This is a genomic window from Lutimaribacter degradans, from assembly GCF_023703375.1.
GTDB lineage: Bacteria > Pseudomonadota > Alphaproteobacteria > Rhodobacterales > Rhodobacteraceae > Lutimaribacter > Lutimaribacter degradans.
This window is the reverse complement of sequence record NZ_JAMQGO010000003.1, coordinates 242,050-268,093: the sequence shown is the minus strand read 5'-3', so window position 1 is coordinate 268,093 and position 26,044 is coordinate 242,050. Positions and strand designations below refer to the sequence as shown.

At 62.7% G+C, this 26,044-nt stretch carries 23 protein-coding genes; 14 read left to right on the top strand and 9 right to left on the bottom strand.

The genetic code is table 11. From position 1 onward, the window contains the following. Nucleotides 1-37: 37 nt before the first annotated feature. Complete coding sequence (locus M8744_RS07605) at nucleotides 38-589, bottom strand: ActR/PrrA/RegA family redox response regulator transcription factor (RefSeq protein WP_251411969.1); 552 nt, start codon at nucleotides 587-589, stop codon at nucleotides 38-40. 94 nt (nucleotides 590-683) lie between these two features. Then, nucleotides 684-1,316 (bottom strand): SCO family protein, encoded by a 633-nt coding sequence (locus M8744_RS07600; protein ID WP_251411953.1) that lies wholly within the window; start codon nucleotides 1,314-1,316, stop codon nucleotides 684-686. A 99-nt stretch (nucleotides 1,317-1,415) separates the two neighbouring features. Here M8744_RS07600 and regB point away from each other — a divergent pair, with 99 nt between their 5' ends. The 8 genes from regB to galE all read left to right on the top strand — a co-directional run bounded on the left by regB (nucleotide 1,416) and on the right by galE (nucleotide 14,048). Beyond that, a complete protein-coding gene (gene regB, locus M8744_RS07595) occupies nucleotides 1,416-2,810 on the top strand; it encodes a sensor histidine kinase RegB (RefSeq protein WP_251412484.1) in 1,395 nt (464 codons plus the stop codon). A gap of 68 nt (nucleotides 2,811-2,878) precedes the next feature. Then, nucleotides 2,879-4,426, top strand: a complete 1,548-nt coding sequence (locus M8744_RS07590) for a PAS-domain containing protein (protein WP_251412473.1) — start codon at nucleotides 2,879-2,881, stop codon at nucleotides 4,424-4,426. Nucleotides 4,427-4,475: 49 nt separating this feature from the next. Further along, the gene (tsaE, locus tag M8744_RS07585) at nucleotides 4,476-4,952 is read left to right on the top strand and encodes a tRNA (adenosine(37)-N6)-threonylcarbamoyltransferase complex ATPase subunit type 1 TsaE (protein ID WP_251411949.1); all 477 of its coding nucleotides are present in this window, start codon (nucleotides 4,476-4,478) and stop codon (nucleotides 4,950-4,952) included. After that, complete coding sequence (locus M8744_RS07580) at nucleotides 4,949-5,974, top strand: aminoglycoside phosphotransferase family protein (protein ID WP_251411932.1); 1,026 nt, start codon at nucleotides 4,949-4,951, stop codon at nucleotides 5,972-5,974. The genes tsaE and M8744_RS07580 overlap by 4 nt, the downstream gene beginning before the upstream one ends. Then, nucleotides 5,950-6,642 (top strand): nucleotidyltransferase family protein, encoded by a 693-nt coding sequence (locus M8744_RS07575; RefSeq protein ID WP_251411929.1) that lies wholly within the window; start codon nucleotides 5,950-5,952, stop codon nucleotides 6,640-6,642. Before M8744_RS07580 ends, M8744_RS07575 begins: the two co-directional genes overlap by 25 nt. Next, nucleotides 6,635-9,571: a double-strand break repair protein AddB gene (gene addB / locus M8744_RS07570; RefSeq protein WP_251411927.1), complete on the top strand. Its 2,937-nt coding sequence runs from the start codon at nucleotides 6,635-6,637 to the stop codon at nucleotides 9,569-9,571. The genes M8744_RS07575 and addB overlap by 8 nt, the downstream gene beginning before the upstream one ends. Then, on the top strand, nucleotides 9,568-12,972 hold the full coding sequence (gene addA / locus M8744_RS07565; RefSeq protein WP_251411924.1) for a double-strand break repair helicase AddA: 3,405 nt from the start codon (nucleotides 9,568-9,570) through the stop codon (nucleotides 12,970-12,972). The genes addB and addA overlap by 4 nt, the downstream gene beginning before the upstream one ends. A gap of 59 nt (nucleotides 12,973-13,031) precedes the next feature. Next, nucleotides 13,032-14,048 carry a UDP-glucose 4-epimerase GalE gene (gene galE, locus M8744_RS07560; RefSeq protein ID WP_251411921.1) on the top strand — a complete coding sequence of 339 codons (1,017 nt, stop codon included), beginning with the start codon at nucleotides 13,032-13,034 and terminating at the stop codon, nucleotides 14,046-14,048. Here galE and M8744_RS07555 read toward each other — a convergent pair. Both M8744_RS07555 and M8744_RS07550 read right to left on the bottom strand, forming a co-directional pair. Further along, entirely contained in the window at nucleotides 14,033-14,677 is a 645-nt protein-coding gene (locus M8744_RS07555; RefSeq protein WP_251411917.1) for a sugar transferase, read from the bottom strand. The genes galE and M8744_RS07555 overlap by 16 nt on opposite strands. Further along, complete coding sequence (locus M8744_RS07550) at nucleotides 14,674-15,378, bottom strand: NAD-dependent epimerase/dehydratase family protein (protein WP_251411914.1); 705 nt, start codon at nucleotides 15,376-15,378, stop codon at nucleotides 14,674-14,676. Before M8744_RS07550 ends, M8744_RS07555 begins: the two co-directional genes overlap by 4 nt. A 322-nt stretch (nucleotides 15,379-15,700) precedes the next feature. On the opposite strand from M8744_RS07550, the gene M8744_RS07545 reads away from it, so the two are divergent. Both M8744_RS07545 and trxA read left to right on the top strand, forming a co-directional pair. After that, on the top strand, nucleotides 15,701-16,726 hold the full coding sequence (locus tag M8744_RS07545; protein WP_251411911.1) for a polysaccharide biosynthesis/export family protein: 1,026 nt from the start codon (nucleotides 15,701-15,703) through the stop codon (nucleotides 16,724-16,726). Between the two features lie 216 nt (nucleotides 16,727-16,942). Further along, nucleotides 16,943-17,263, top strand: coding sequence for a thioredoxin (gene trxA / locus M8744_RS07540; protein ID WP_251411896.1), 321 nt, complete (start codon nucleotides 16,943-16,945; stop codon nucleotides 17,261-17,263). A 58-nt stretch (nucleotides 17,264-17,321) separates the two neighbouring features. Here trxA and M8744_RS07535 read toward each other — a convergent pair whose 3' ends face one another. After that, on the bottom strand, nucleotides 17,322-18,230 hold the full coding sequence (locus M8744_RS07535) for a hypothetical protein (RefSeq protein ID WP_251411877.1): 909 nt from the start codon (nucleotides 18,228-18,230) through the stop codon (nucleotides 17,322-17,324). Nucleotides 18,231-18,409: 179 nt separating this feature from the next. On the opposite strand from M8744_RS07535, the gene hslV reads away from it, so the two are divergent. Continuing rightward, a complete protein-coding gene (hslV, locus tag M8744_RS07530) occupies nucleotides 18,410-18,970 on the top strand; it encodes an ATP-dependent protease subunit HslV (protein ID WP_251411874.1) in 561 nt (186 codons plus the stop codon). Further along, on the top strand, nucleotides 18,967-20,271 hold the full coding sequence (hslU, locus tag M8744_RS07525) for an ATP-dependent protease ATPase subunit HslU (RefSeq protein ID WP_251411871.1): 1,305 nt from the start codon (nucleotides 18,967-18,969) through the stop codon (nucleotides 20,269-20,271). The genes hslV and hslU overlap by 4 nt, the downstream gene beginning before the upstream one ends. A 3-nt stretch (nucleotides 20,272-20,274) precedes the next feature. On the opposite strand, the gene M8744_RS07520 is transcribed toward hslU, so the two are convergent. Continuing rightward, nucleotides 20,275-21,321, bottom strand: a complete 1,047-nt coding sequence (locus tag M8744_RS07520; RefSeq protein ID WP_251411867.1) for a dipeptidase — start codon at nucleotides 21,319-21,321, stop codon at nucleotides 20,275-20,277. Nucleotides 21,322-21,510: 189 nt separating this feature from the next. On the opposite strand from M8744_RS07520, the gene M8744_RS07515 reads away from it, so the two are divergent. After that, nucleotides 21,511-22,545, top strand: coding sequence for an alpha/beta hydrolase (locus M8744_RS07515; RefSeq protein ID WP_251411864.1), 1,035 nt, complete (start codon nucleotides 21,511-21,513; stop codon nucleotides 22,543-22,545). Then, the gene (locus M8744_RS07510) at nucleotides 22,545-23,777 is read left to right on the top strand and encodes an MFS transporter (RefSeq protein WP_251411861.1); all 1,233 of its coding nucleotides are present in this window, start codon (nucleotides 22,545-22,547) and stop codon (nucleotides 23,775-23,777) included. The genes M8744_RS07515 and M8744_RS07510 overlap by 1 nt, the downstream gene beginning before the upstream one ends. Here M8744_RS07510 and M8744_RS07505 read toward each other — a convergent pair. Genes M8744_RS07505 through M8744_RS07495 form a run of 3 tightly spaced genes read right to left on the bottom strand, consistent with a single transcriptional unit; the run spans nucleotide 23,760 to nucleotide 26,037 of the window. Continuing rightward, nucleotides 23,760-24,341, bottom strand: coding sequence for a Smr/MutS family protein (locus M8744_RS07505; protein WP_251411858.1), 582 nt, complete (start codon nucleotides 24,339-24,341; stop codon nucleotides 23,760-23,762). The genes M8744_RS07510 and M8744_RS07505 overlap by 18 nt on opposite strands. Next, nucleotides 24,338-25,372, bottom strand: a complete 1,035-nt coding sequence (mltA, locus tag M8744_RS07500) for a murein transglycosylase A (protein ID WP_434481352.1) — start codon at nucleotides 25,370-25,372, stop codon at nucleotides 24,338-24,340. Before mltA ends, M8744_RS07505 begins: the two co-directional genes overlap by 4 nt. Further along, a complete protein-coding gene (locus M8744_RS07495; protein ID WP_251412470.1) occupies nucleotides 25,372-26,037 on the bottom strand; it encodes a Tim44/TimA family putative adaptor protein in 666 nt (221 codons plus the stop codon). Before M8744_RS07495 ends, mltA begins: the two co-directional genes overlap by 1 nt. Between the last annotated feature and the right edge of the window lie 7 nt (nucleotides 26,038-26,044).

Below are 26,044 nucleotides of genomic sequence, written 5' to 3'. Positions count from 1 at the left end.
CCGAAAGGACCAGCCGCCGTCACATAACCAGCGCGGCTTACCTGGGTGAGCGTTTGGCCAGGATACGTTGAAGCGTGCGGCGATGCATGTTCAGCCGGCGCGCGGTTTCCGAAACGTTTCGGTCGCACAGCTCGTAAACCCTCTGGATATGTTCCCAGCGCACGCGGTCGGCGCTCATCGGGTTTTCGGGCGGCGGGGGCAACTGGTCACCATTTGCCAATAGGGCGTTGGTAATGTCGGTAGCGTCAGCCGGTTTGGACAGGTAATCGGTGGCGCCGATTTTCACGGCGGCCACCGCCGTGGCAATGGCGCCATAGCCCGTCAGCACGACGATCCGGGCGTCGGGGCGTTTTTCGCGCAGAACCTCGACCACGTCGAGCCCGTTGCCATCTTCCAACCGCAGGTCACAAACCGCGTAAGCGGGTGGGCGAGCCGTGGCGATAGCCTTGCCCGCTGCGACCGAGTCGGCGGTTTCCACCTCGAAGCCGCGCCGCTCCATTGCCTTGGCCAACCTTTTCAGGAACGGCTCATCGTCATCGACAAGCAGAAGGCTGCGATCATCACCAAGATCCTGACGTTGCTCGACCATGCGGCGCTCCTCTTGTTGCGCAGCCAAAGACTTAGGCTGTTCTATAGTGCCGGCAATACTGCGTCAAACCTTGGTAACGGGGATGTGGCGCCGCTTAATGCGCCTCGACAAAGCATTGCAGACGATCGGCAAGCTGTTCGGGGCTCAAGTCACGCTTGAAGAACTCGACAAACCCTTCGTCGGGGAAGGCCAGGTAAGAGAATGTCGAGTGGTCGATCAGGTAATATTCTTCGTCGCCTTCTTCAGGCTCCTGTTTCTTGTAGTAGGTACGATAGGCTTGGCTGGCGGCCTTGACCTGTTCGGGCGTGCCGGTCAGGCCCAGCATCCGGGGGTGCAGGTTGTCGGTGAAATCGGCCAGCAGTTCGGGGCTGTCACGCTCGGGATCAACCGAGATGAAAACGGGTTTAACCATGATATCGCGCTGTTCCAGGATCTCGATCGCCTCGGCGTTGCGCGCATTGTCGAGCGGGCAGACATCGGGGCAAAAGGCATAGCCGAAATACAACAGCGTCGGCTGGTCGATCACGTCCTTGTCGGTGACGGTCTGGCCGGTTTCGTCGATCAGGGTGAACGGACCGCCGATCTGAGATGTGCCGCCCGCAACGGCCGCAGTGCGGCATTGGGCGTATTTGTCACCGCCATCCGGCGCACCAGATGTCAGGAGCCACAACCCGCCAAGAAAGACAGCAGCAACGACAACCGCAGCGATTGCATATAAACGTGTCATGGGGTGTATCCTTTCAAGACGGTGCCCGGAGAGCAAAAATATATTCGCCGCGCATATTCAACAGCGTATCAGGGGACGCAATTGGACGAAAACGCGCAGATAGTCGAGAGCGACCTGACGATCCTGAAAGGACGTAACCGGGGCAACTGGATCCGGCTACGCACGATCATCCTGTTGCGCTGGGGTGCGATCACCGGGCAGCTTTCGGCGCTGATGGTCGCCAACCAGGTCTACGCTCTGGACCTGGAATATGCCTTGTGTTTGCTGGTTGTCGGCGTTTCCGTGATCGGCAACCTGGTTGCCACGTTCATCTTCCCCGAGAACAAGCGCCTTTCGGAAACCGAGAACCTGCTGATGGTCCTGTTCGACCTGTTGCAGCTATCGTTGCTATTGTACCTGACGGGCGGACTGCACAACCCGTTCTCGGTGTTGATCCTTGGGCCGGTCGTGATTTCAGCCAATGTGCTGAAAATGCGGTCGACGATGTTCGTCGGGCTGACAGCGATTTCCGCGGTATCGGTTCTGGCCACGGCCTATGTGCCCTTGCGCACGGCTGACGGTGCCTTGCTGCGCATCCCCGACCTGTTCATCTTCGGCAACTGGGTCTCGATCGTGATCGCCGTGGTGTTCCTGAGCATCTATTCGCGCCGCGTGACGGTAGAGATGCACACGATGTCAGACGCGCTGCAAGCCACGCAGATGGCCCTTTCGCGGGAGCAGCGCCTGACCGACCTGGGGGGCGTGGTTGCCGCAGCGGCGCACGAGCTGGGAACGCCGCTGGCGACGATCAAGCTGGCCAGCGCCGAGCTGGCCGAGGTGTTGGAAGACGACCCGGAACTGGCCGAGGACGCGCGGCTGATCCGCGATCAGGCCGACCGTTGCCGGGATATCCTGCGGTCGATGGGGCAGGCAGGCAAGGACGACCTTCACCTGCGCCAGGCCCCTTTGAGCGCCGTCATAGAAGAGGCCGCAGGCCCGCACATTGACCGCGGCAAGGAGTTGCTCTTCGATTTTCATCCGGCGGCAGGCGCCGACCCGGCGCACCCTGCCATCTTGCGACGGCCCGAAATCATCCACGGCTTGCGCAACCTGGTTCAGAACGCTGTCGATTTCGCACACGGGCGCGTCTGGATCGAGGGCGAGTGGACCGATGGCAACATCGTCGTGCGTATCATGGATGACGGGCGCGGATTTCCGCAACAATTGCTGGGCCGTATCGGCGACCCATTCATGCGGCGGCGGCGCAGCACGAATGACACGTCCGCGCGCCCGGAATACGAAGGGATGGGCCTGGGCCTGTTCATTGCCAAGACGCTGCTGGAACGTACCGGCGCCGAATTGAGTTTTGCCAACGGGCACGACCCGTTCCTGGCGCCATCCGAGCACCCGGAACGCTGCGGAGCGATCATCGAGGTCAGTTGGCCACGCGACCGGATTGACGTGCGCGCAGCCGATCTGCCGGTGACGGCGCGCAACGAGCTGCTGCAAATCTGAAAGCCACGTTAACACTTTGCTAACCATTTTCTGAGCAGCCTTTGAATCAAGGGCTTTGAGGCGTGCGCATGTTCAGTTCGGGCATTGATCTTTTGTTGCTGGCCGCGGCCGCCTTGGGCGGTGCGGGCGGGGTGGCCCTGTTGTGGTGGTTGACGCGCGCCAGCATGACAACTGCGGCGGGCAACGCGGCACCGCAAGCCACCGCCGTTCCGGCGGCCTTTCTTTTCTCGGGGCGCGACATGGTGGACATGGCCAATACATCGGCCTTTTTCGAAGATCGGCTTTCCAAGACCGATCTCGATGACTGGGCCGCCCTGGTGCAACAATTGTCGCTGCGATTTTCCGATGTGCCTGACGATCCCAATGACCTGGCAGAGGGCGAAACCGTGTTCCGGCCCGGTGATACCGCCGACCCCGGAAAACTGGTGATCCGTCACAACCAGGATTGCACCCGGCTTTTGATGATGGGAAACCCGCTTGACGGGATGAGCGGCAGCACCTTGCACAAGCTGCAGGGCGCTTTGGCCGAGCTGGGGCATATGCGCCTCGGGTTGGCCCACACGCCCAACCCGATTTTCGCGCAAGACAAGGACAGCCGCATGCTGTGGGCGAACCCCGCCTACCTGGCCCTGGCCAAGAGCCTTGGCTTTGACAGCACGGGCGAAGGTGCCCGGCCGCCACAATTGTTCGACGATCTTACCCCGTGCGACCAGGGCTTTGCCAACCGGCGCGTCAGCGTGGCCGAACCTGGGGGCGACGTGCAACATTGGTACGATCTTTCCACCGTCGACGCCGGGTCGCGAAAGATCACTTACTGCATGAATGTGGATGCCATCGTCAAAGCCGAGATCGCACAAAGAAATTTCGTTCAGACGCTTACGAAAACCTTCGCGCATCTTTCGATCGGGCTGGCCATCTTCAACCGCGACAGGCAGTTGGCGCTTTTCAACCCCGCGCTTGTGGACCTGACCGAACTGCCGGTTGATTTCCTGAGCGGCCGCCCCACGATCTTGTGTTTCTTTGACATGCTACGCGACAAGCAGATGATGCCCGAACCAAAGAATTATGCCAATTGGCGCGAAAGGATCGGTACGCTGGTTGCGGCGGCAAGCGACGGTCATTTCCACGAAACCTGGTCATTGCCGTCAGGCCAGACCTATCGTGTGACGGGCCGGCCCCACCCCGATGGCGCGGTCGCCTTTCTGTTCGAGGATATCAGCCACGAGGTGTCGCTCACGCGCAGCTTTCGGTCGGAACTGGCGCTGGGCAACGCGGTACTGGACCAGATGGATGCGGCGATGGCCGTGTTCACCGCCGACGGTGTGCTGGCCTTCAGCAATTCCGAGTTCCGCGCGGTCTGGGGCGTCGACCCTGACAGCGCCTTTGCCGATACCTCGATCGGGGATGCGCTGACCGTATGGCGCGGAAAATCAGACCCGGCCACGCATTGGCGCGGTGTCGAAGAGGCGCTGACCACCGGAACCGCGTTGGATGGCATAACCGTGCGCCTGAATGACGGTTCGCGCCGCATTTGCCGGGTGCGCCCGTTGATAAATGGCGCACGCATGGTGGCCTTTGCGCGCGACAGCCGCGTTGCCGTGGTCGAAACGGGTTGAGCCCGCCAAAGCCACTTGCGGGCGCGCGCAGGGTCGTTAGGTTCGGCCCATGTCCTTGCCCCGCGTTCACCACCTGACCCTGCCAGACCCCAAGCAGACCGCCGGTTTCGCCGTCAGGCTCGGCGCTTGCCTGCAACCGGGCGACGTGCTGCTGCTGGAAGGGCCGATAGGCGCCGGCAAAACCCATTTTGCGCGCGCGCTGATCCAATCGCTTTTGGCACAGCCCGAAGATGTGCCATCGCCCACCTTCACGCTGGTGCAAATCTATGACGGGCCCGATTGCGAAATATGGCATAGCGACCTTTACCGCCTGGGCCACCCCGACGAGGTGGCCGAACTGGGCCTGATCGATGCCTTTGACACTGCGATTTGTCTTGTTGAATGGCCCGACCGGCTGGGTGTTTTGGCGCCGGAACAGGCCCTTCACCTGTCTTTCGAACCCGGCGCAACCGATGATGCGCGGCGGCTGACCCTGCGCTGGACCGACCCGCGCTGGACCGACCTGATAACGGAGCTCGCCCCATGACCGACCGCGCAAGCCAGGCGCGCGCATTTCTGGATCACACACCCTGGCGCGGGTCACGGCAGGAACTACTGGCGGGCGACGCGTCGAACCGGCGATACGAGCGGGTGTTTCACCCCGACACCGGGGCCAGCGCCGTTCTCATGGATGCCGACCCGGGGAAAGGCGAGAACGTACGCCCTTTCGCTGCCATCGCGCGGCACCTGTCGGCACAGGGATTGAGCGCCCCCGATATACTGGCGGAAGACCCCGATCACGGTTTTCTATTGATCGAAGACCTGGGCGATGCGCTGTTTGCCCGTGTCACCCTGGCCGAACCGGCGCTGGAACCCACGCTTTACCAGGCCGCGACCGACGTGCTGTCGCACCTGCATCGCGCGGCGCTGCCACCCGGCCTTGCCACTTACGATTCCGCCCTGATGACGCGGTTGGCCGCACTGGCCTTTGATTGGTACCTGCGCGGCGCGGCAGAGGCCGACGAAACCGCGAAACAGGCGTTTTGCGCCGTGTTCGAGCCTGTTTTAACCCAAGTGGTCCCCGAAGTTGACGTGCTTATCCAGCGCGATTACCATGCCGAGAACCTGCTGTGGCTGCCCGAGCGCAGCGGCGTTGCACGCGTTGGCCTGCTGGATTTCCAAGATGCGATGCGCGGGCATCGGGCCTATGATCTGGTATCGCTGTTGCAAGACGCCCGCCGCGATGTTCCGCACGACATCGAAATGCGGATGATTACCCATTACGTGGCCGAGAACGACCTTGACCCGACAGCATTCGACGCGGCTTATGCCGTTCTGGGCGCCCAGCGAAACCTGCGCATCCTTGGTGTTTTCGCGCGGTTGTCGCTGCGCGATGGCAAGGCGCATTATGTCAACCTGATCCCCCGCGTGTGGGAGCACCTTCTGCACGACCTTGAACATCCGGCGCTGGCGCCCGTTGCCCCATTGGTTCTGGACATTCTGCCGGAGCCCGACGCCCCGATCCTGGAAAGGCTCAAATCGCTATGCGGAACACGCCCGACGCCGTGATGCTGTTTGCCGCCGGGTTCGGCACGCGGATGGGCGCGCTGACCCGGACCCGGCCAAAACCCCTGATCGAGGTGGCGGGCCGGCCACTGCTGGATCATGCGCTGGACCTGGTAGAACAGGCGGGTCTGTCACGCCCCGTTGTGAACACCCATTACCTGGCCGATCAGATCGCGGCCCACCTGGCCGGGCGGGGCGTGGCCATTTCGCATGAAGCACCCGACATCCTTGAAACCGGCGGCGGGTTGCGTCATGCGCTGCCAAAATTGGGCGCGGGGCCTGTTTTCACGCTGAACACCGATGCAATCTGGCGCGGCCCGAACCCGCTGAAACTTTTGGAAGAGGCATGGGATGCCCGGGCAATGGACGCGTTATTGGTCACTATTCCCGCGGAAAATGCCGTTGGGCACCCAGGCGGGGGCGACTTCATTTTAGACGGTGCCGGGCGTTTGAGCCGCGGACCGGGGCAAATCTACGCCGGGGCGCAAATCATCAAGACCGAGGCCCTGGCCGATATTCCCGATCGGGCCTTTTCGCTTAACCTTTTGTGGGACAGGATGCTGCAAGATGGGCGCATGTACGGGCTGAGCTATCCCGGCCAATGGTGCGACGTAGGCCACCCCGAGGGCATCGCCCAGGCCGAGGAGATGATTGGACAGCCAGATGTTTGAGCCGTCGGATACCCCCCGTGTCTTTGGCGTTCCGCCCGGTGTCGATTTCCCGGCTGCACTGGTGCGGCGGTTGCGCCAAGATTTCGCCGATCAACCGCCCGAGGCGCTGGCGCGCGTGCGCCTTGTGGTGAACACCGCCCGGATGGCGCGGCGCATCACCCGGCTGTTCGCCGAGGGTCCGGCCTGCCTGCTACCCCGGATCGAGCTTGTGACCGACCTGCCCGAGGCCCGGTTGCTGGCAGACATACCCCCCGCCGTGCCGCCGCTGCGGCGACGGTTGGAGATAACGCAGTTGGTGGCCGGGCTTATGGCACGCGCCCCCGACCTGGCCCCGCGCGCCTCTCTTTATGACCTGTCGGATTCACTGGCCGCGCTGATGGATGAAATGCATGGCGAGGGCGTGCCGCCGCAAACGCTGTACGAGCTTGATGTCAGCGATCATTCCGAGCATTGGGCGCGCTCGCTGAAATTCCTTCAGATCGTCGAGCATTATTTCGACCAGGCTGGCGAGGCGCCTGACACGGAAACGCGGCAACGCATGGTCATTGACGCGCTGGCGCGGCAATGGGCGGAGGCGCCGCTGGGCGATCCGGTCATCCTTGCGGGCTCAACCGGGTCGCGCGGCACAACAATGCGTCTGATGCAGGCGGTCGCGAGGCTGCCGCAAGGCGCGATCGTTCTGCCGGGTTTCGATTTCGACATGCCACTGGCGGCGTGGAAAGACCTGAACGATGCGCTGACCGCCGAGGATCATCCGCAATACAGGTTTCACGCCCTGATGCGCAATCTGGGCATAACACGTGCCGATGTCATGGCGTGGTCGGACACGCCACCGCCCAGCGCGTCGCGCAATCGGCTGATCTCGCTTGCGTTGCGGCCCGCCCCGGTGACCGATTGCTGGCTGGCCGAAGGGCCGCAACTGGGCGACCTGGCCCCGGCATTCGACGATGTCACGCTACTGGTTGCGCCATCGCAACGCGACGAGGCATTGGCCATTGCGCTGCGCCTGCGCCAGGCGGCCGAAGAGGGGCAGACCGCCGCGCTGATCACGCCGGACCGCATGCTGACACGCCAGGTGACCGCGGCGCTGGATCGGTGGGGCATATTGCCCGACGACAGCGCCGGACTGCCATTGCAACTAAGCGCGCCGGGCCGGTTCTTGCGGCATGTGGCGGCCCTGTTTCACCGAAAATCCGATGCAGCGGCGATCATTACCCTGCTGAAACATCCGCTGACGCATACCGGCAGCACGCGGGGCGATCATCTGCGCTGGACCCGTGAGCTGGAGCTTTACCTGCGGCGCAAGGGCCAGCCCTATCCGGGGCCCGCCACGCTTGCGGCATGGGCCGAATCCCGTGGCGATGCGGGGGCTGCCGCCTGGGCAGGCTGGGTCGCGAATTGCCTGACCGGGCAAAACGTGTCGGGCGAACACCCGCTAGCCGATCACCTGGCGCGCCATATTGATCTGGCCTCGCGTTTGGCTGCAGGCCCCGATGGCGAGGCCAGCGGAGGGCTTTGGGCGGAAAAACCCGGGCGCGAGGCACTGAAGGCCGTGACCGAATTGCAGGCCGAGGCCGGTGCGGGCGGCCCGATGACGGCTGCCGATTACGCGGCCCTGTTCAACGCGATCATGCAGCGGGGCGAGGTGCGCGATCGCGACGCACCGCACCCACGGATCCTGATTTGGGGCACGCTGGAGGCGCGGGTGCAAGGGGCCGACCTGCTGATCCTGGGCGGCCTGAACGAAGGCAGTTGGCCCGAGATGCCCGCACCCGACCCGTGGCTGAACCGGAAAATGCGCCACGATGCAGGCCTGTTGCTGCCCGAGCGGCGGATTGGCCTGTCGGCGCATGACTTTCAGCAAGCCGTCGCAGCGCCCGAGATATGGCTGACCCGCGCCGAACGGTCGGACGATGCGCAAACCGTGCCGTCACGATGGCTGAACCGGCTGTTGAACCTGTCCGAGGGGCTGCCCGCGCAAAACGGCCCTGCGGCATTGCGGGTCGCCAAGGAACGCGGCCAGACATGGCTTGACCGGATCGCGGCGCTGGAAGCGGTCGAACAGGTTGACCCGATGCCGCGCCCATCGCCTCGGCCACCGGTGGCAGCGCGGCCCCGCAAGCTGTCGGTCACGGAAATCAAGCGGCTGGTGCGCGACCCCTATGCCATTTACGCCCGGCATGTTCTGGGTCTGCGCCCACTCGATCCGCTGATGCGCGCCCCCGACGCGCTGCTGCGCGGGATCGTAACTCACGAGGTTCTGGAGCAGTTCGTAAAAGGCGTCGTACAGGATAACACGCCCCTGTCGACCGAAGCCATGTTGGACAAGGCAGGCACCATTCTGGCCGAACATGTCCCTTGGTCAGACATGCGGGCACTTTGGCTGGCCCGGCTGCAACGGGTGGCCGGGTGGTTTGTCGCAACGGAAGAAGCGCGGCTGGCCACCGCCCGGCCCGTGGGGTTCGAGATAAAGGCAAGCCACACGATCACCACGCCCGCCTTCACCTTGACGGCCAAGGCCGACAGGATCGACCGCGACGACAGCAGCGCCTTGCATATCTACGATTACAAGACCGGCGCCGTGCCCAGCGCCAAGGAACAGACTGCCTTCGACAAGCAATTGCTGCTTGAGGCGGCGATGGCCGCCGAAGGCGCGTTCGAGGGGTTGCCCCCCGCCGAGGTCGCACGCGCCATGTTCATCGGCCTTGGCAGCGACGCCAAGGAAGTTGCCGCCCCGCTGGATAAGAACCCGCCAGATCAGGTCTGGGCCGAGTTCGTAAAGCTGGTTTCTGCCTACCTGGAGCCTGACCAGGGCTTTTCCGCTCGCCGGGCGATGTTCAAGGAGACCGATCATTCCGACTATGATCAATTGGCGCGTTTCGGCGAGTGGGATACCACGCACGACCCCAGGCCGGAGGATCTGTCATGAGCCTTGACGACGCCACGCGGGCACAGATCTATGCCGCGCAACCGCGCAACTCGACCTGGCTGGCAGCCAATGCAGGGTCAGGCAAGACAAGGGTCTTGACCGACCGCGTGGCGCGGCTGCTACTGGAAGGGGCCGAACCGCAGCGCATCTTGTGCCTGACCTATACCAAGGCCGCCGCCAGCGAGATGCAGAACCGCCTGTTCAGGCGGCTGGGCGAATGGGCGATGCTGCCCAATGACGCGCTGCGCGATGCCCTGCGGGAACTGGGCCATGAAGGCCCCTTTGGCGACGATGTTCTGGCAACCGCGCGCACGCTGTTTGCCCGCGCGATCGAAACGCCGGGCGGGCTGAAGATTCAGACGATTCACTCGTTTTGCGCGGCGATCCTGCGGCGTTTCCCGCTTGAGGCCGAGGTCAGCCCCGGTTTCACCGAGATGGAGGACCGCGCCGCAGCCCTGATGCGCGCCGAGATCGTGCAGGAAATGGCCGATGGCGCCGAGGCGGGTGTGGTCCAGTCGCTGGCATTGCACCTGTCAGACCAGGATTTCGAGAAGGTAACCGGCGAGATTGTCGGCAAGCGGGGCGTTTTCGCCGAGAAGCCAAGTTGGAACGACATCGCGAGATTGCTGGGCCTGCCGGATGGCGCAAGCCGGGCCGATGCGCTGCGCATTGCCTTTACCGGCGAAGAACGTGACACGTCCGATGCCATTTCCGGGGTGCTGGCCGATCAATCGGTCACCTACCAGAAATTTGCCGCCGAAATCGCCGCGCTGGACCTTGAAAACCCCTCGTTCGAGGTGCTGGAAACCCTTTTTCGGTATTTCCTGTATCAAGGCGGCGACAATATCGGCAAATCGAAATCGGTGAACTTTCCGCAATCGAACCACACCAAGGTGGTCGAGGCGATGGCGCCCATCGTTGACGATGTGCACGCCTGGATGGACCGCGTCGCCGACGCGTATGATTTTCTTCTGGCATGCGACCTGGCCGACAAGACCGCCGCGCTTCATGATTTCGCCGATGCGTTTCTGCCCCGCTATGCGGCCCGCAAGCAGGCGCTGGGGTGGCTGGATTTCGACGACCTGATCCTCAAGGCGCGCGACCTGTTGACGGATGAACGCGTGGCCGCCTGGGTGTTGTATCGGCTGGATGGCGGGATTGATCATATCCTGGTGGACGAGGCGCAAGATACCAGCCCGGCGCAATGGCGCGTGATCGAGTTGCTGGCGCAGGAATTCACCGCGGGGCAGGGCGCGCGCGAAGACGTGGCGCGCACGATCTTCGTGGTGGGCGACAAGAAACAGTCGATATATTCTTTCCAGGGTGCAGACCCGCGAGAATTCGACAGGATGCAGGCGGAATTTGCCCAGCGGCTGGAAAGCACCGGCAGACCGCTGGTTCATTCCGAGCTGAGCTTTTCCTTCCGCTCGGCCGAACCGATCCTGCGGCTGGTTGATGAAACCTTTTCCGGAAAAGACAATTCGGGCTTTCCGCAAGGCAACCGCCATCGCGCCTTCAAGAACGAGATGCCTGGGCGGGTTGACCTTTGGCCGGTGATCGAGCCGGCCAAACAGGCCAGTGACGGCGCGTGGCACGACCCGGTCGACCGCATATCCGAGGACCATCACACCAAGCAGATGGCCCGCCGCGTGGCCGAGAATATCCGCGACATGCTGGAACAGGCCACCATCCCCGAAGAGATCGGCAACACCGGGCACTACAGGATGCGCCATGTGCGTGCGGGTGACATCCTGATCCTGGTGCAGCGCCGGTCGGATCTGTTTGCCGAGATCATCCGCGCATGCAAGGATCTGCGCCTGCCCATCGCGGGCGCAGACCGCCTCAAGGTCGGGGCCGAGCTGGCGGTGCGTGACCTTGCCGCGCTGATGTCGTTCCTTGACCTGGCCGAGGATGATCTTTCACTGGCGGTCGCGCTGAAATCGCCCCTGTTCGGATGGTCCGAGCAGGATCTTTTCACCCTCGCCCACGGGCGCGGCAAGGCATACCTGTGGCAGCGTCTGCGTGGCCAGGCCGAGCGCTACCCTGAAACCTTCGCCATGCTGAACGACCTGCGAAACCAGACCGATTTCCTGCGCCCCTATGACCTGATCGAACGTATCCTGACGCGCCATGACGGGCGGCGGCGCCTGCTGGCGCGCCTGGGGCCCGAGGCCGAAGACGGGATCAACGCATTCCTCGCACAGGCACTGGCCTATGAGCGGAGCGAGGTGCCCTCGCTTTCAGGGTTCCTGCAATGGATGGAAACCGACGATCTGGAAATAAAACGCCAGATGGATGCCGCTGGCGACCGGATTCGCGTGATGACGGTGCATGGCGCCAAGGGGCTTGAGGCGCCGATCGTGATCCTGCCCGACGCGGCCAAGCGCGATGTGCAGATCAAGGATGTGTTCATGACGCATCGGGGCCGTGCGGTATGGCGGGTCAGCAAACCTCTGATGCCGGCCAGCGGCAAGGACGTTCGGGATACCCTGCAAGACGCCCAAAAGGCCGAAAGGGACCGCCTGCTTTACGTCGCCATGACACGGGCCGAGAAATGGCTGATCGTCGGCGCTGCGGGTGATTTGGGCAAGGATGGAGACAGTTGGTACGACATGATCGCAGCGGGTCTGGCCCATTGCGGCCAGGTCGATCACCAGTTCCCGTTCGGCCCGGGCAAGCGGCTGGAAGCAGGCGACTGGAGCGCACCGGCCGAGGAAGATGACGCGCCCCACGCCCCCGGACCACCGGACCTGCCACCGCATTTCCACGACCTTGCGTCGCAACCGGCACATTCGGTGCAACTGCTCAGCCCGTCGGATTTGGGCGGCGCCAAGGCCCTGCCGGGCGATGCCGGCCAGGACGAAGAAGCCGCGAAACGGCACGGGCGGCAGGTACACCTGTTGCTGGAACATCTGCCCGGCCATCCACCCGACACGTGGGAACACCTGGCCCGGCGGATCTTGTCCTTGGGCGCCGACCGCGCGAAAGACACGCAATTCCGCACGGTTCTTGACGAGGTGGTGCAGATCCTTGGCAACCCGGCACTGTCCGATCTGTTCGGGCCGGGCAGCATGGCCGAAGTGCCCTTGGTGGCGACGCTGGATGACCGGCATCGCCTGAACGGCGTGGTCGACCGGCTGATCTTGACCGAAACCGGCGTGCATATAGTCGACTTCAAATCGAACGCCACCATTCCCGACACGGCAGACCAGACACCCGAGGGGCTGTTGCGGCAACTTGGGGCCTATGCGGCGGCCTTGCGCGATATCTTTCCGGGCAAGGAGGTAAGTTGCGCGATCCTTTGGACACGCCACGCGCGGCTGATGCCCGTGCCCGCTGCGCTTGCCGATGCGGCGTTGGCGCGGTTTCTGGCCGCGCAAGATGAGAACGGCGCCGCTTGATATTGGCCCCGCCCGAATTTGCCGTTATCAGGGCAGCGATACAAATCGAGGTGTGAAAGATGCGGGTTTTGGTGACAGGCGGCGCGGGCTATATCGGGTCGCACACGATTGTCGAACTTCTTGCGCAGGGCCATGACGTGTGCGTGGTCGACAATTTCGACAACTCGTCGCCGGTAGTTCTGGATCGCATACGCGAATTGACCAATCGCGAGCTGACATTCCACGAGGCCGATATTCGCGACACCCCGAAAATGACGCAGATCCTGCAAGAATTCGGGGCCGAGGCTGTCATTCATTTTGCCGGGCTGAAAGCCGTCGGTGAATCCGAAGCCGAGCCGCTGCGTTACTTCGACGTGAACAACGGGGGCACCGTGTCGTTGCTGACGGCGATGGATGCGGCGGGCTGCCGGCGGATCGTCTTTTCTTCTTCGGCCACCGTTTATGGCGAACCCCAATACCTGCCCTTTGACGAAAAGCACCCCTGCCAGCCCACCAATGTCTATGGGCGCACGAAGTATTTTGCCGAAGAGATCCTGCGCAACTGGCAGGCGGCCACGCCCGAGGCATCGGTTGTTTTGCTGCGGTATTTCAACCCGGTGGGCGCACATGCGTCGGGCCGCATCGGCGAAGACCCCCGCGACATCCCCAACAACCTGATGCCCTTCGTGGCGCAGGTGGCCGTCGGTCGTCGCGCCTCGCTGTCGGTGTTCGGCAACGATTACGATACCCATGACGGCACGGGCGTACGAGATTATATCCACGTGGTCGACCTTGCCCACGCCCATATCGCCGCGCTTGATTACGCCGCCGGGCACCAATGCACCGAGGCGTTCAACATCGGCACGGGGCAGGGGTATTCCGTGCTGGACATGGTCGCCGCCTTTTCGCGCGCCTGCGGAAGCGACATTCCCTACAAGATCGAACCGCGACGCCCCGGCGATATAGCCACGTCGCTGGCCGACCCGTCCCGCGCCAATGCCGAACTGGGGTGGCGCGCCGCGCATGACCTGGACGCGATGTGCGCCAGCACGTGGAACTGGCAATCGACCAACCCGCAGGGTTACGGCGAGGGCTGACGCCTTTCACGGCCTTGCCGGCCCGGCGCCCAGCGGCGGAACACCGTCGCGACCATCAGGCGAAAATCGACACAAACATTGCGGCGCCTGGCATAAACCAGGTCAAGCGCCGCCTTGCGCGGAACGCAGCGGCGGACATAAACCGCCTCGGTTTCCTCGGGCGTCTTGCACGTGTTCAGCAGCTCTTCCTCGGTGTGGTGATAGACCAATGTGGCCAGGCCCGTGATGCCCGGGCGCGATTTCAGCACTTGCCTGTAAAGATCGGGGCGCAGCTCGACATAGCGGCGCAGGGGCGGCCGGGGGCCGACAAAGCTGAGATCGCCGCGAAGCACGTTCCAAAGTTGCGGCAGCTCGTCGGTACGGGTACGGCGCAGGAAATGGCCAATCGGCGTGATCCGGTCGGCCTTGTCGCCACCCGATACGCCGAAATCGTTTTCGACCACCCGCATGGTGCGGAATTTCCACAGCTTGAAAGCCCGGTCAGGGGTTTTCATCCGTTCAGACACATAGAAAATTGGGCGGCCCTCGGTCAGCAGGATGACGACGATCAACCCGATGATCAGCGGTGACAGGATCGTGCCAAGAAACACGACCGCGCCCAGGTCGAATATTCGTTTCATGGGTGTCACGGGTTTTCCCCTGCAAGAAAGGCACCATCGGCCAAAAGGCGGGTGATGTCGGCCGCAAGTGGCGGGGTCAGGCGGCTGAGGCAGGCCAGGTCCAACGTTATGGTGCTGCCGGTGCGGCCCGTGTCGTTCCAAAGCAGCGCGCGTCCCGCCGCGCGCACCAGGTCGGCCATATCGATAACGCCCCGATCAGCCAGGTTCACCACGCGCGGCAACGAGGACAATGGACAGGACAGCAATGCATCGACCGCTTGCGCCAGCATGGCATGAGACAGGTAACTACGGCGCGGCCCCCCGCCATCGGCAAAGCGGTCCATCGTCACCGGGCCGCCGCGCGCGATGGCGGCAAAGGCGCTGTCGGCCCCGGCAACATTGCCGATCCGCATGGCACAAAAGGCCGGGCCTTCGGGATGTTCGCCGGCCCAATCTTGCAGCGCCTGCTCCATTGCCAGCTTGGCATGTCCATAATCGGATTGCGGGTTTGCCGCCTCTTCGGCCTGCGGGGCCGGCGCGGGCGCATAAACGGCGGCCGAAGAACAGTGAAGCACCCTTTCGGCCCCCAGTTGCAGGGCCAGGTCTTGCGCGGCCAACGCCAAGACGGTGTTGTCGGCCAAAGCGCCCTTGCCCGGCACCACGCCCCATAACGCCACGATTGCACGCGCGCGGCGTGGCCCCGGCCAGGGCTGACCGGGCGACCATTGCACATTTGCCGCCTGACCGCGCGCCTGCCAAACAGCCCGCGAATGATCTTGCCACTGATGACGAAGGCCGCGGCCCAAGCGCCCGCTGGCCCCCAGAACGATCACCGGATCAGGCTGCGCTAATCGAGTCACACATTTCTCCGGATTTGCATCATTTGTTCAATTTGTTGCTGTTTATCACCGCCGGCAAACGGTAGAAAGCCATCAAGGCACAATAAGACCGAGGTGCGACGTGGGACGACTGTCGAAATTTCTTACACTGGTACTGACTGTTTCCGTCATATCTGGTTGCACCCTGCCACGTGGGGCTGCCCTGACCAGCGAAGTGTTGAAAGAAAAAGACAAGGAAGTCGCCACCTTCGATGTCGTCCCGGTAACGCGCGCGAACGTCAACCTTTTGGCGAAGTGGCCCGTGACCGGCTGGTCGGGCAGTTATACATGGCTGAACGGCACACGCGGCCCGCAGGACAACACGATCCAGCATGGCGACACGCTGAACATCGTGATCTGGGACAGCAACGAAAACTCGCTTCTCGCGCCCGACGGCGCCAAGACAGTCAGGCTTGACGAGGTCGTCGTGTCATCGCGCGGCATGGTTTTCGTACCCTATATCGGCGACCTGAACGTAACCAACCTGACCGTGTCACAGGCCCGGGAAAAGATTCAGACCGCGTTGGAGCCCAGCGTTCCGTCGGTTCAGGTCCAGATCAACCAGACAGCGGGCAAGGCAAACTCGGTCGACCTGGTGGCAGGGGTGGCGAACCCCGGCACATACCCGTTGCCCGACCGCAACAGCACGATCCAGTCGATGCTGGCGCAAGGTGGCGGCATTTCCACCCAGCTACAAAATCCGCTGGTTCAATTGCAACGGGCCGGGCGCAATTACCAGATCCGTGCAGACCAGCTTTTCGCCACGCCTTCCGCCAATGTGGTGATGCGCGGCGGTGATCAGATCGTCGTGCAAGAGGATGATCGGTATTTCACCGCGCTGGGAGCCACGGGCACCGAACAGCTGGTGCAGTTCGAAAGGGAAAGCATCACCGTGATCGAGGCATTGTCGATCATTGGCGGCATCAACGACAATCGCGCGAACCCGCGTGGCGTGCTGATCCTGCGTGAATACCCCGAAAAGGCATTGCGCAGCGATGAAAGTGGCCCGACGTTGCCCCAAACCGTGTTTACCTTTGACCTCACAACCGCCGACGGGCTGTTTGCTGCCCGCAATTTCAACGTGAACCCCAAGGATACGCTGTTGGCGACCGAATCTTCGGTCACCGCCGCACGGACGGTTCTGGGGCTGATCGGATCGGTGTTCGGGGTGGTCAACACGGCCTCCAACGCAGGCGACTGACCGCAGAACCGGGCATTGCGGGCGTGCTTGGGCGGCGCGCAACGGGTAGGCGGCGCGGCGATTTCCGCGGTCCTTTCACCCCGCAAGGGCGAGCGACAATACCGGGTGCGGTTGCAAGATGTCACACCATCGTGCGCGGCGCGCCTGCTTGACGCGTCATGCGGGCACGCTTACCTTCGCTGGTAACAGACACATTCCAATATTGGAGATCGAGACATGACAACCGTAGCCGTCACCGACGCCACATTCGACGCCGAAGTAAAAAATTCAGACATCCCCGTCGTGGTGGATTTCTGGGCTGAATGGTGCGGCCCCTGCAAGCAGATCGGCCCGGCGCTTGAAGAGCTGTCGACCGAACTGGAAGGCAAGGTCAAGATCGCCAAGGTCGACGTTGACAGCAACCCCAACACCGCTGCCGCCATGGGTGTGCGCGGTATTCCCGCGCTGTTCATTTTCAAGAACGGCGAGATCGTTTCGAACCGTGCTGGCGCCGCGCCCAAGGCCGCGCTGCAAAGCTGGATCGAGGGCGAGCTGTAAATCACAGCTTTCAGTCATGCCTGAAAGGGGCGTCCCGCTGGCCGGCGGGGCGCCTTTCTCATATGGGCCAGCCCGCGCGTCGCATGGCGGTGGCAATCTGCGCTTCGGCCTCGGGACGGCCAGCATTGATCGACATTTCCTGCCAGAACCACCACAGGTACCCGGTGTAATCGGGTTTCGATTTATCCAGCGCGTCAAAAGCCCCGTCGATTCCCAGCGCGGGCACGTTCGCGGCGATGTGGTGAAAATCGACCTGCGCGAACAAGACCGCCGGTTTCTCAAAGAAATACCCATTGAACGCCGCGCTGCTGTTTTGCGTGGCGACATAGGAACAGGCAGGCAGGAACCGCTCCATCTGCCCGATTTCCACCGTCAGGCGCGTATGTCGCGCGGAAAGCCGGTCAAGCGTATCCAGTTCGGTTGGCGTGTATTTCTCTTTCGGGTGCAAGGTGGCAACCACCGGGCGCCTGTCCCGGGCCAGCACGCATTCCAGCATCTCCACCGGCGCCATCGATTGGAACGAGCGGTGGTCCATAAGTCGCCCCTGAAGCGGGACATAAACGAACCCGTCATCCCGCGCGGCAAGGTCGGGGAACAGGCGCCTTCGCCACCGGGCCACGAAGGTGTCGGCCTGGTTTCGCGGTACCTGCGCCGGGTCAAAGGGCGTGCGCGCGACATGCCAGTGCCAGCGCTCTGCCGCCGGCTCGATCCCCCAGAACGGGTAATGATAGGCGCGGCGAAAGGTCAGGCCCCGATCATTTGTCGGTGGCTCCATGTGGAACATGGCATAACCCCGACGCAGGGCTGATTTCGCGCGGTTTCGGGCCGAATTCGCGTGGTATTCCACGTCGAACCCCGCATCCTGCGCCACTTGGGCGATTTTCCCGATGAAATTGTGCTGTCCGGCCTCGGCGCTTTGCCGCAGCCCGGCGTCAAGATAGAACCGAAGGATACGCGGCTGCTCCATGGGGCCAAACTGCCGTCAGCTTGGCCCATGCGCAAGCACGAAGGGCCGCGTGCCGTGCGGGTTCGGCGGGATGACCACGCGGCGCGCGCCGCTTGCGGCCACCGTTGCAGCCGGGCCTGCCCTTGTTCGTCATCCCTTTGACCGCCATATAGGCCCGCAAAGGCAAAGGAGGCCCGCACATGGCAGACAGCGATTTCCCCGGCTGGCACGGCACCACGATCATCGGCGTCAGAAAGGGCGGCAAGGTCGTCGTGGCCGGTGACGGACAGGTCAGCCTGGGCCAGACCGTGATCAAGGGAACGGCCCGCAAGGTGCGGCGCCTGTCGCCCGGAGGGTTCGACGTGGTGGCCGGTTTCGCCGGGTCCACCGCAGATGCCTTTGCCCTGCTGGAGCGCCTTGAAACCAAGCTGGAAGCCACGCCCGGCCAATTGCAGCGCGCCTGCGTGGAACTGGCCAAGGACTGGCGTACCGACAAGTACCTGCAAAAACTTGAGGCCATGCTGATCGTCACCGATGGCGCCGACCTTTACGTGATCACCGGCGCCGGTGACGTGCTGGAGCCCGAATACGATATCGCGGCCATCGGATCAGGCGGCAACTTTGCATTGGCCGCCGCGCGCGGGCTGATGGAGGTCGATGGTCTGGATGCCGAGGCCATTGCCCGGCAAGCCATGGCCATCGCATCCGATATCTGCGTCTACACCAACGGCAACCTGACCGTGGAGAGTATTTCCAAATGACCGACCTGACCCCCCGCGAGATCGTATCCGAGCTTGACCGTTTCATCATCGGGCAAAAGGATGCCAAGCGTGCCGTGGCCGTTGCCCTGCGCAACCGCTGGCGGCGCAAGCAGTTGTCGGATGACCTGCGCGACGAGGTCTACCCGAAAAACATCCTGATGATCGGCCCGACCGGCGTCGGCAAGACCGAGATTTCCCGCCGCCTGGCCAAGCTGGCACGCGCGCCCTTTATCAAGGTCGAAGCAACGAAATTTACCGAGGTCGGCTATGTCGGTCGCGACGTAGAGCAGATCGTGCGTGACCTTGTCGACGCGTCGATTGCCATGACGCGCGAGCACATGCGCGACGAGGTGAAATCACGCGCGCACAAGGCGGCCGAGGATCGCGTGATTACCGCCATCGCCGGCGAGGACGCGCGCGAAGGCACGCGCGAGATGTTTCGCAAAAAACTGCTTTCCGGCGAGCTGGACGACACCGTGATAGAACTGGACGTGGCCGACACATCCAACCCGATGGGGATGATGGATATCCCCGGTCAGCCCGGCCAGACGGGCATGATGAACCTGGGCGATCTGTTCGGAAAGGCGTTTGGCCAGCGCACGGTGCGCCGCAAGTTGTCCGTGGCCGAAAGCCACGATCTGCTGATCGCGGAAGAGGCCGACAAGCTGCTGGATGAAGAGGTGGTGAAATCCACCGCGCTGGAGGCTGTCGAACAGAACGGCATCGTGTTTCTTGACGAGATCGACAAGGTTTGCGCCCGGCAGGATGCACGGGGTGGCGATGTAAGCCGCGAAGGCGTGCAGCGTGACCTGCTGCCGCTGATCGAGGGCACGACCGTTTCCACCAAGCATGGGCCGGTGAAAACCGACCATATCCTGTTCATCGCGTCGGGGGCGTTCCATATCGCCAAGCCGTCAGACCTGTTGCCGGAACTGCAGGGCCGTTTGCCCATCAGGGTAGAGCTGCGCGCACTGACGCAGGATGATTTCGTGCGCATCCTGACGGAAACCGACAACGCGCTGACCCGGCAATACACCGCGCTCATGGCAACCGAAGAGGTGACGGTAGAGTTTACCGAGGACGGGATTAACGCGCTGGCCCGCATTGCGGCGGATGTAAACCAATCGGTCGAGAATATCGGCGCAAGGCGGCTTTACACGGTGATGGAACGCGTCTTCGAAGAGCTGTCTTACACCGCGCCCGACAAGACGGGCGATAGCATGACAGTCGATGCGGATTTCGTCGAAAAGAACCTGGGCGAACTGACCCGCGATACCGACCTTAGCCGTTACGTCCTGTAACGCCTAGGGAAGGGTGCGTTCCAGGAACCGCAGCCAGTTTTCATGGCATAGCTTGGTGATCAGCGCTTCGCCGTAGCCGGCGTCGCGCATTCGCTGCACCAGGTTGGGAAGATCGGCGGCGCTTTCCAGCCCCTCGGGCATGGGCGCGCCGTCGAAATCCGAACCGAGCCCTACGTGGTCTTCGCCCGCCATCTCGATCATGCGATCGAGATGCGCGACCGCATGATCCAGCGCACCCGCGGCATCGCGCCGGCCATCGGGCCGCAGGAACACGGTGCCGAAATTCAGCCCGGCCATGCCGCCGGTTTCACCAATGGCGCGCAGTTGATCGTCGGTCAGGTTCCGGGCCGAGGGTGACACGCCATGCGCGTTGGAATGGGTGGCAACCAGCGCCCCGCCCTCGTCACCCACGTCGTAAAACCCCTTCATGGTCATATGGCTGCAATCCACCACCATGCCGCGCGACACGCATGCACGCACCAGCGCGCGGCCAGCCGGGGTAAGGCCGGGACCGGTATCGCCATCGGATGGAAAACGGAACGGCACACCATGCGCAAAATCGGTAGGCCGCGACCAGACCGGCCCGATGGAGCGCAGGCCAAGATCGAACAGGTCATCCAACCCCTCGAGATCGGGCCCGATACATTCCGCCCCTTCAAGATGCAGCACCATTGCCATCGGGTGACCCGCATCCCAGGCGCGGCGCAGCTCGGCCCCGGTCTTGCACAGCCAGACCTGGCCTGCCGCGTCCAGCTCTTGCGCAACCCGAGCCTGCCCGGCGATGATGGGCCAGGCCGCATCTCGTGCCATCTGCGCGGGCAGGGGTGTGTCATAGGGCGGATTGTCGAAAATCGCGAAATCCAGCCCCCCGTCGGTATCAAGCGCGAACATGGCGAAAAATCCACCGCCAAACCCGCCTGCCTGCGCCCGCGGCAGCGTGATATGGCCGGGGCTTTCGGCAGCAAAAGCCACCGTCGCGGGGGATTCGTCACGCCACAGGCGCAAAAGTGCGTCGTTGTGGCCGTCGAAAACGCGGATCGGTGCGGTCATGATACCCTCTTTCCATTTGTTTACGCGCGATACTGGCGCAACTTACCTAGGTTGGCCATGGTGTCTGGTGTTTGTTGCACGCTGCAATTACCCTGCCCGCAATCGGATCGAGGAAACACCCTAATGTATCGCGGCTTTGTCTTTGTTGCCGTTCTTTTCGTTGCCGCTTGCGTGGATCGTGGAGCGACAATGATCGTTCCGCATGCGCTGGAGATCGGCAAGGTACGCGACGTGCACATCGCCACGACGCGCGCGGTCGCGGAAAACGGGTGGTTCGGACGCGAACGCTCGAAACAGTTGTCTTTCACCACCCTGTCGGTTTCGGTGCCTCCGAACCGTGATCCGGGAAAATTGCAACCCGGTTTCAATAATCCCAACCCCTTGCGGGAATTTACCATAGCCGCCCGAAACGATGCCCGAACCGAAGCGGTGTTCATCGACCGTATCCAAGACGAACTGCGCAAAAGGCCCCCGAACGAGCGTGAGATAACGCTTTTCGTGCATGGCTATAACAACAGTTTCCTCGAAGGCGCCTATCGGATGGCGCAGCTTTACCACGACCTCGACCTACCGGGGGTGCCCGTGCATTATTCATGGCCCAGCGCGGCGAATCCCCTTGGCTACACCTATGATCGCGACAGCGTACTTTTTTCGCGGGACGGGCTGGAGGACGTGTTGCGCCAACTTCACCGGGCCGGATCACGCAGGATCATCCTGGTAGGTCATTCGCTGGGAACCATGCTTGTCATGGAAACGCTGCGCCAGATCGAGATTTCCGATCCGGGCTGGGCTGACAACGCGTTGGGCGGCGTGGTGCTGATATCTCCTGATCTTGATGTCGAACTGTTCGAAATGCAGGCAAGCCGTATCGCGACGCTTCCCGAACCCTTTGCGATTTTCGTAAACGCGCGCGACCGGGCCTTGGCGCTGTCGGCACGTCTGAACGGGCGCACCGAACGGTTGGGAAACTTGACTAACCCCGAGGCCCTGGCCGAACTTCCGGTAACGCTGGTCGATGTGACAGCCTTTGGCGAGGGCGGTTTGCAACATTTCACCTTGGGGAGCTCGCCCCTGTTGCTGCAAATCCTCGGACAAAGCGCCGAGCTTGACGCCACGTTCCAAGGCGACCGCGCGGGCAGGACGGGCCTGCTGCCTGGCACCGCGCTGACGGTAAAGAACGCGACGCAGTTGATCTTGTCTCCGCAGATCTTGTTGCGGAACTGATGCGGGCAGAGGCAATCCGCGCATTCTTTGCCCTGAACGCACCTTGGTTGTCGGCCGGGGTGCTTTTGATGTTCTTGTCGAGTTTCGGGCAAACCTTTTTCATCTCGCTTTTCGCGGGCGAGATACGCGCCGAATTCGGGTTGAGCCACGGGGAGTGGGGCGGGATCTATACGCTGGGCACCGCCGCTTCAGCGGCAATCATGGTGTGGGCCGGCGGATTGACCGACCGGTTTCGCGTGCGCACGCTGGCGCCCGTTGTTCTGCTTATGCTGACAGGGGCGTGTATTTGGATGGCCACCGCCCAAGCTGCGTGGATGCTGCCGGGCGTGATCATGACATTGCGGTTTTGCGGGCAGGGCATGACCAGCCATGTGGCCGTTGTGGCGATGGCCCGCTGGTTCGTGAAGATGCGGGGGCGGGCGCTGTCGATCGCATTGCTGGGCTTTGCGTTGGGCGAGGCGCTGCTGCCAATCGTCTTCGTGTCGCTTATGGAGCCGGTCGGCTGGCGAAACCTTTGGCTGGTGGCCGCCGGCATGGCCCTGGCGGGGATTCCCATTCTGTTGATGCTGCTGCGGCAGGAACGCACCCCGCAAAGCTGGGCAAAAGACAGCCAGGCACCCGGCATGGGCGGCCGGCACTGGACACGCGGTGAGGCATTCCGCCACCAGCTGTTCTGGTTCATGGTGCCCGCCTTGCTTGGGCCGTCGGCCTTCAACACGGCGTTCTTTTTCCAGCAGGTTCATTACGCCGAGATCAAGGGCTGGACGCACCTTGAGCTGGTTGCCCTGTTTCCCGCTTTCACGGCGATGAGCATTGGCGCCATGGTGCTGTCGGGCTGGGCGCTGGACAAGCTGGGCACTGCGCGGTTGATGCCGTTCTACCAGTTGCCGATGGTGGCCGGTTTCATCGCATTTGCATGGGCCGTCACCCCTGCGGGCGCGCTGTTGGGCATGTTTTTCCTGGCCGTCACCTCGGGGGCGAACTCAACTCTGATCAACGCATTCTGGGCCGAATTCTACGGAACGGCCCATATCGGCGCGATCAAGGCGATGGCCGCGGCCGTCATGGTTCTGGGTTCGGCTATCGGGCCGGGGATCACCGGGGTTCTGATCGACCTTGGCGTGGGAATCGAGGCGCAATACCTGTGCGTTGCAGCCTATTTCCTATTCGCCTCGGGGATGATGACGGTGGGCGTGCTGCGCGCGCGTACCAGCCTAGCGGTGGCGGCGTAGGTAAACGTAATAGGCGCCATCGCCCCCATGGCTGGCATGGGCGGGAACGACCTGCAACACGGCCTGCGCCAGCGGGGGCGTGCTCAACCATTGCGGCACCTGGTGTTTCAAAACACCGCGTCGAACAGGTATCGGGCCGTCACCGTCACGATCCCGGCCCTTTCCGGTGATCACCAGTGCAAGCCGGCGGCCCTTTGAATGTTGTGTCAGGATAAAGCGCATCAGGGCCGAATGAGCGCGGTCAAGGGTCATGCCGTGCAAGTCGATGCGGGCCTCGGGCGTCAGTTTGCCCTTTTTCATGCGGGTAAATGTCTTGCGATCCATCGCAACCGGCGCACGATCCATCGCATCGCGCAGGCTGGGCGCCAGATCGTGCGAGCGGCCCATGGGCTGTGCGCTTTGGCCGAGGGTGAAATCGGACATGCGGGTTTTCGGCTGTTTGGCTGGCTTTGGCTTGGGGTGCGGCGTTTCATGCGCAGTGCGTTCTGGATGCAGGCGCTGCGCCGTGTCGGCAACCTTTCGCCACAGTTCAACCTCTTCTGGGCGCAGGCGGCGACGCGTCATTGTTCTCCCTCGGGTAGCAGGGCATAGGCACGCTGGATTGGCAGCAGAACCAGCATCCGCCCCGGATCGCGCAGCCGGCCTGCCGATCGCCCGGCCTGATCGCCGGTGCCAAAAAATATGTCCGCCCGCTGCGCACCCTTGATGGCCGATCCGGTATCCTGCGCGATCATCAGGCGGCGAATTGGAGTCTCGCCTTCTTTCTCGATCCAGACAGGGGCGCCCAGCGGCACAAAGCGCGGGTCCACGGCCACCGAGCGCAACGGCGTGATCGATCGGTTCATGGCCCCAAGCGGGCCACGGTGGGCGGGCACCTCGCTGACCTCGCGGAAAAAGACGTATGACGGGTTGTGCCACAGCAGCTCTTTTCCCTGGGCAGGGTTGCGCCGCACCCAGTTCTTGATCACCTGTGCAGAAACCTGGTGGGGTTCGTAGATACCACGCCGCACCATCTCGACACCGATCGAGCGATAGTCATGCCCGTTCGAGCCGCCATAACCCACACGGATCATGCGGCCATTTGGCAGACGCACGCGCCCGGACCCCTGGATTTGCAGGAAGAAAAGCTCAACCGGGTCATCGACCCAGGCAATTTCCAAGCCACGCCCTGACAGGGCGCCGTTTTCTTCGATCTGGCGCCGGGTCAGAAAGCTTCCGGTGCGACGGACCTCGGGCGGAACGGAATAAAGCGGGTAGCGATAGCGCCCATCTCGCTGCAGGCTGCCATCCAGCTCAGGCTCGAAATACCCAGTGAACAAAGGGTCTTGGCCATCTTCGATCAGAACCGGGCGAAAGAAAAGCTCGAAAAAGGCTCGGGGATTTTCGATGTTTCCCGAAACCGCACAGAGAGATTCCCAATCGGGCTCTTTCCTGTCCAGGCAGGTGTTGCGAAAGCTATCGAGCGCCGCAGCGTGGTCGTCATCCTCCCAGCCGTTCAGGTCGCTGAAATCAAGAACGCTGTAGGTGGTTTCGGCACTGGCAGGCGTCATGAACGCAAACCCCGCCAACAAGACCCCCCACAGCGCCGACCGCATCACTCACCTGTAGCGACCAGTTGCCAATTCGGGTTGTCGCTTCCCATCTGGCGCGCAAATGTCCATGTATCGCGCTGGCGCTTGATCTCGTTGGGTTTCCCTTCAACGATTTCGCCATTGCTGTCGCGCACAACCGATGTCAGCTCACCGACGAAACGCACGCTGACCTCGGCCTCTTGGGTGGTGTCATCGAACGTCGCACTATCAAGTGCCAGCTCGCGCAGGCCAATGAAATCTGCTTCGATCGTAAGGCCTTGTTGCTCACGTGCTTCGACCACTTCGGAAAAAGCCTCATAGATATCATCAGAGAGGAATGGCTTGATCTCGTCCATCTGGCCGCGCTCGAACCCCATGAGGATCATTTCATAAGCGCCGCGCGCACCCTGAAGGAACTCGGCCACCGAAAATGACGGCTCAATCCGTTTCATCTTGGCAAGCGCCTGGGCGGTTTCGCTGCCTTCCTCGGCATGGTCGGTGATGTCGTGATCGGGCCCGCCCTCGATCACGGCAAAATCGGAGCGGCGCTTTTCACTGTCGGGGCTGCGAGAATTTTCCACGCGCGGGCGTTCATACCCCGCGCGCGTGCCCAGAACGCTTTTCAGGCGCAAGATCAGGAACACGGCAATTCCGGCAAGAACCAGAAGTTGGAGAATGGGGTTGTTCATCATATCC

Coding starts and splice junctions, on each gene's coding strand:
- M8744_RS07605 (WP_251411969.1), bottom strand. CDS start 589: ATGGTCGAGCAACGTCAGGATCTTGGTGATGATCGCAGCCTTCTGCTT.
- M8744_RS07600 (WP_251411953.1), bottom strand. CDS start 1,316: ATGACACGTTTATATGCAATCGCTGCGGTTGTCGTTGCTGCTGTCTTT.
- M8744_RS07590 (WP_251412473.1), top strand. CDS start 2,879: ATGTTCAGTTCGGGCATTGATCTTTTGTTGCTGGCCGCGGCCGCCTTG.
- tsaE (WP_251411949.1), top strand. CDS start 4,476: ATGTCCTTGCCCCGCGTTCACCACCTGACCCTGCCAGACCCCAAGCAG.
- M8744_RS07580 (WP_251411932.1), top strand. CDS start 4,949: ATGACCGACCGCGCAAGCCAGGCGCGCGCATTTCTGGATCACACACCC.
- M8744_RS07575 (WP_251411929.1), top strand. CDS start 5,950: ATGCGGAACACGCCCGACGCCGTGATGCTGTTTGCCGCCGGGTTCGGC.
- addB (WP_251411927.1), top strand. CDS start 6,635: ATGTTTGAGCCGTCGGATACCCCCCGTGTCTTTGGCGTTCCGCCCGGT.
- addA (WP_251411924.1), top strand. CDS start 9,568: ATGAGCCTTGACGACGCCACGCGGGCACAGATCTATGCCGCGCAACCG.
- galE (WP_251411921.1), top strand. CDS start 13,032: ATGCGGGTTTTGGTGACAGGCGGCGCGGGCTATATCGGGTCGCACACG.
- trxA (WP_251411896.1), top strand. CDS start 16,943: ATGACAACCGTAGCCGTCACCGACGCCACATTCGACGCCGAAGTAAAA.
- M8744_RS07535 (WP_251411877.1), bottom strand. CDS start 18,230: ATGGAGCAGCCGCGTATCCTTCGGTTCTATCTTGACGCCGGGCTGCGG.
- hslV (WP_251411874.1), top strand. CDS start 18,410: ATGGCAGACAGCGATTTCCCCGGCTGGCACGGCACCACGATCATCGGC.
- hslU (WP_251411871.1), top strand. CDS start 18,967: ATGACCGACCTGACCCCCCGCGAGATCGTATCCGAGCTTGACCGTTTC.
- M8744_RS07520 (WP_251411867.1), bottom strand. CDS start 21,321: ATGACCGCACCGATCCGCGTTTTCGACGGCCACAACGACGCACTTTTG.
- M8744_RS07515 (WP_251411864.1), top strand. CDS start 21,511: ATGATCGTTCCGCATGCGCTGGAGATCGGCAAGGTACGCGACGTGCAC.
- M8744_RS07510 (WP_251411861.1), top strand. CDS start 22,545: ATGCGGGCAGAGGCAATCCGCGCATTCTTTGCCCTGAACGCACCTTGG.
- M8744_RS07505 (WP_251411858.1), bottom strand. CDS start 24,341: ATGACGCGTCGCCGCCTGCGCCCAGAAGAGGTTGAACTGTGGCGAAAG.
- mltA (WP_434481352.1), bottom strand. CDS start 25,372: ATGCGGTCGGCGCTGTGGGGGGTCTTGTTGGCGGGGTTTGCGTTCATG.
- M8744_RS07495 (WP_251412470.1), bottom strand. CDS start 26,037: ATGAACAACCCCATTCTCCAACTTCTGGTTCTTGCCGGAATTGCCGTG.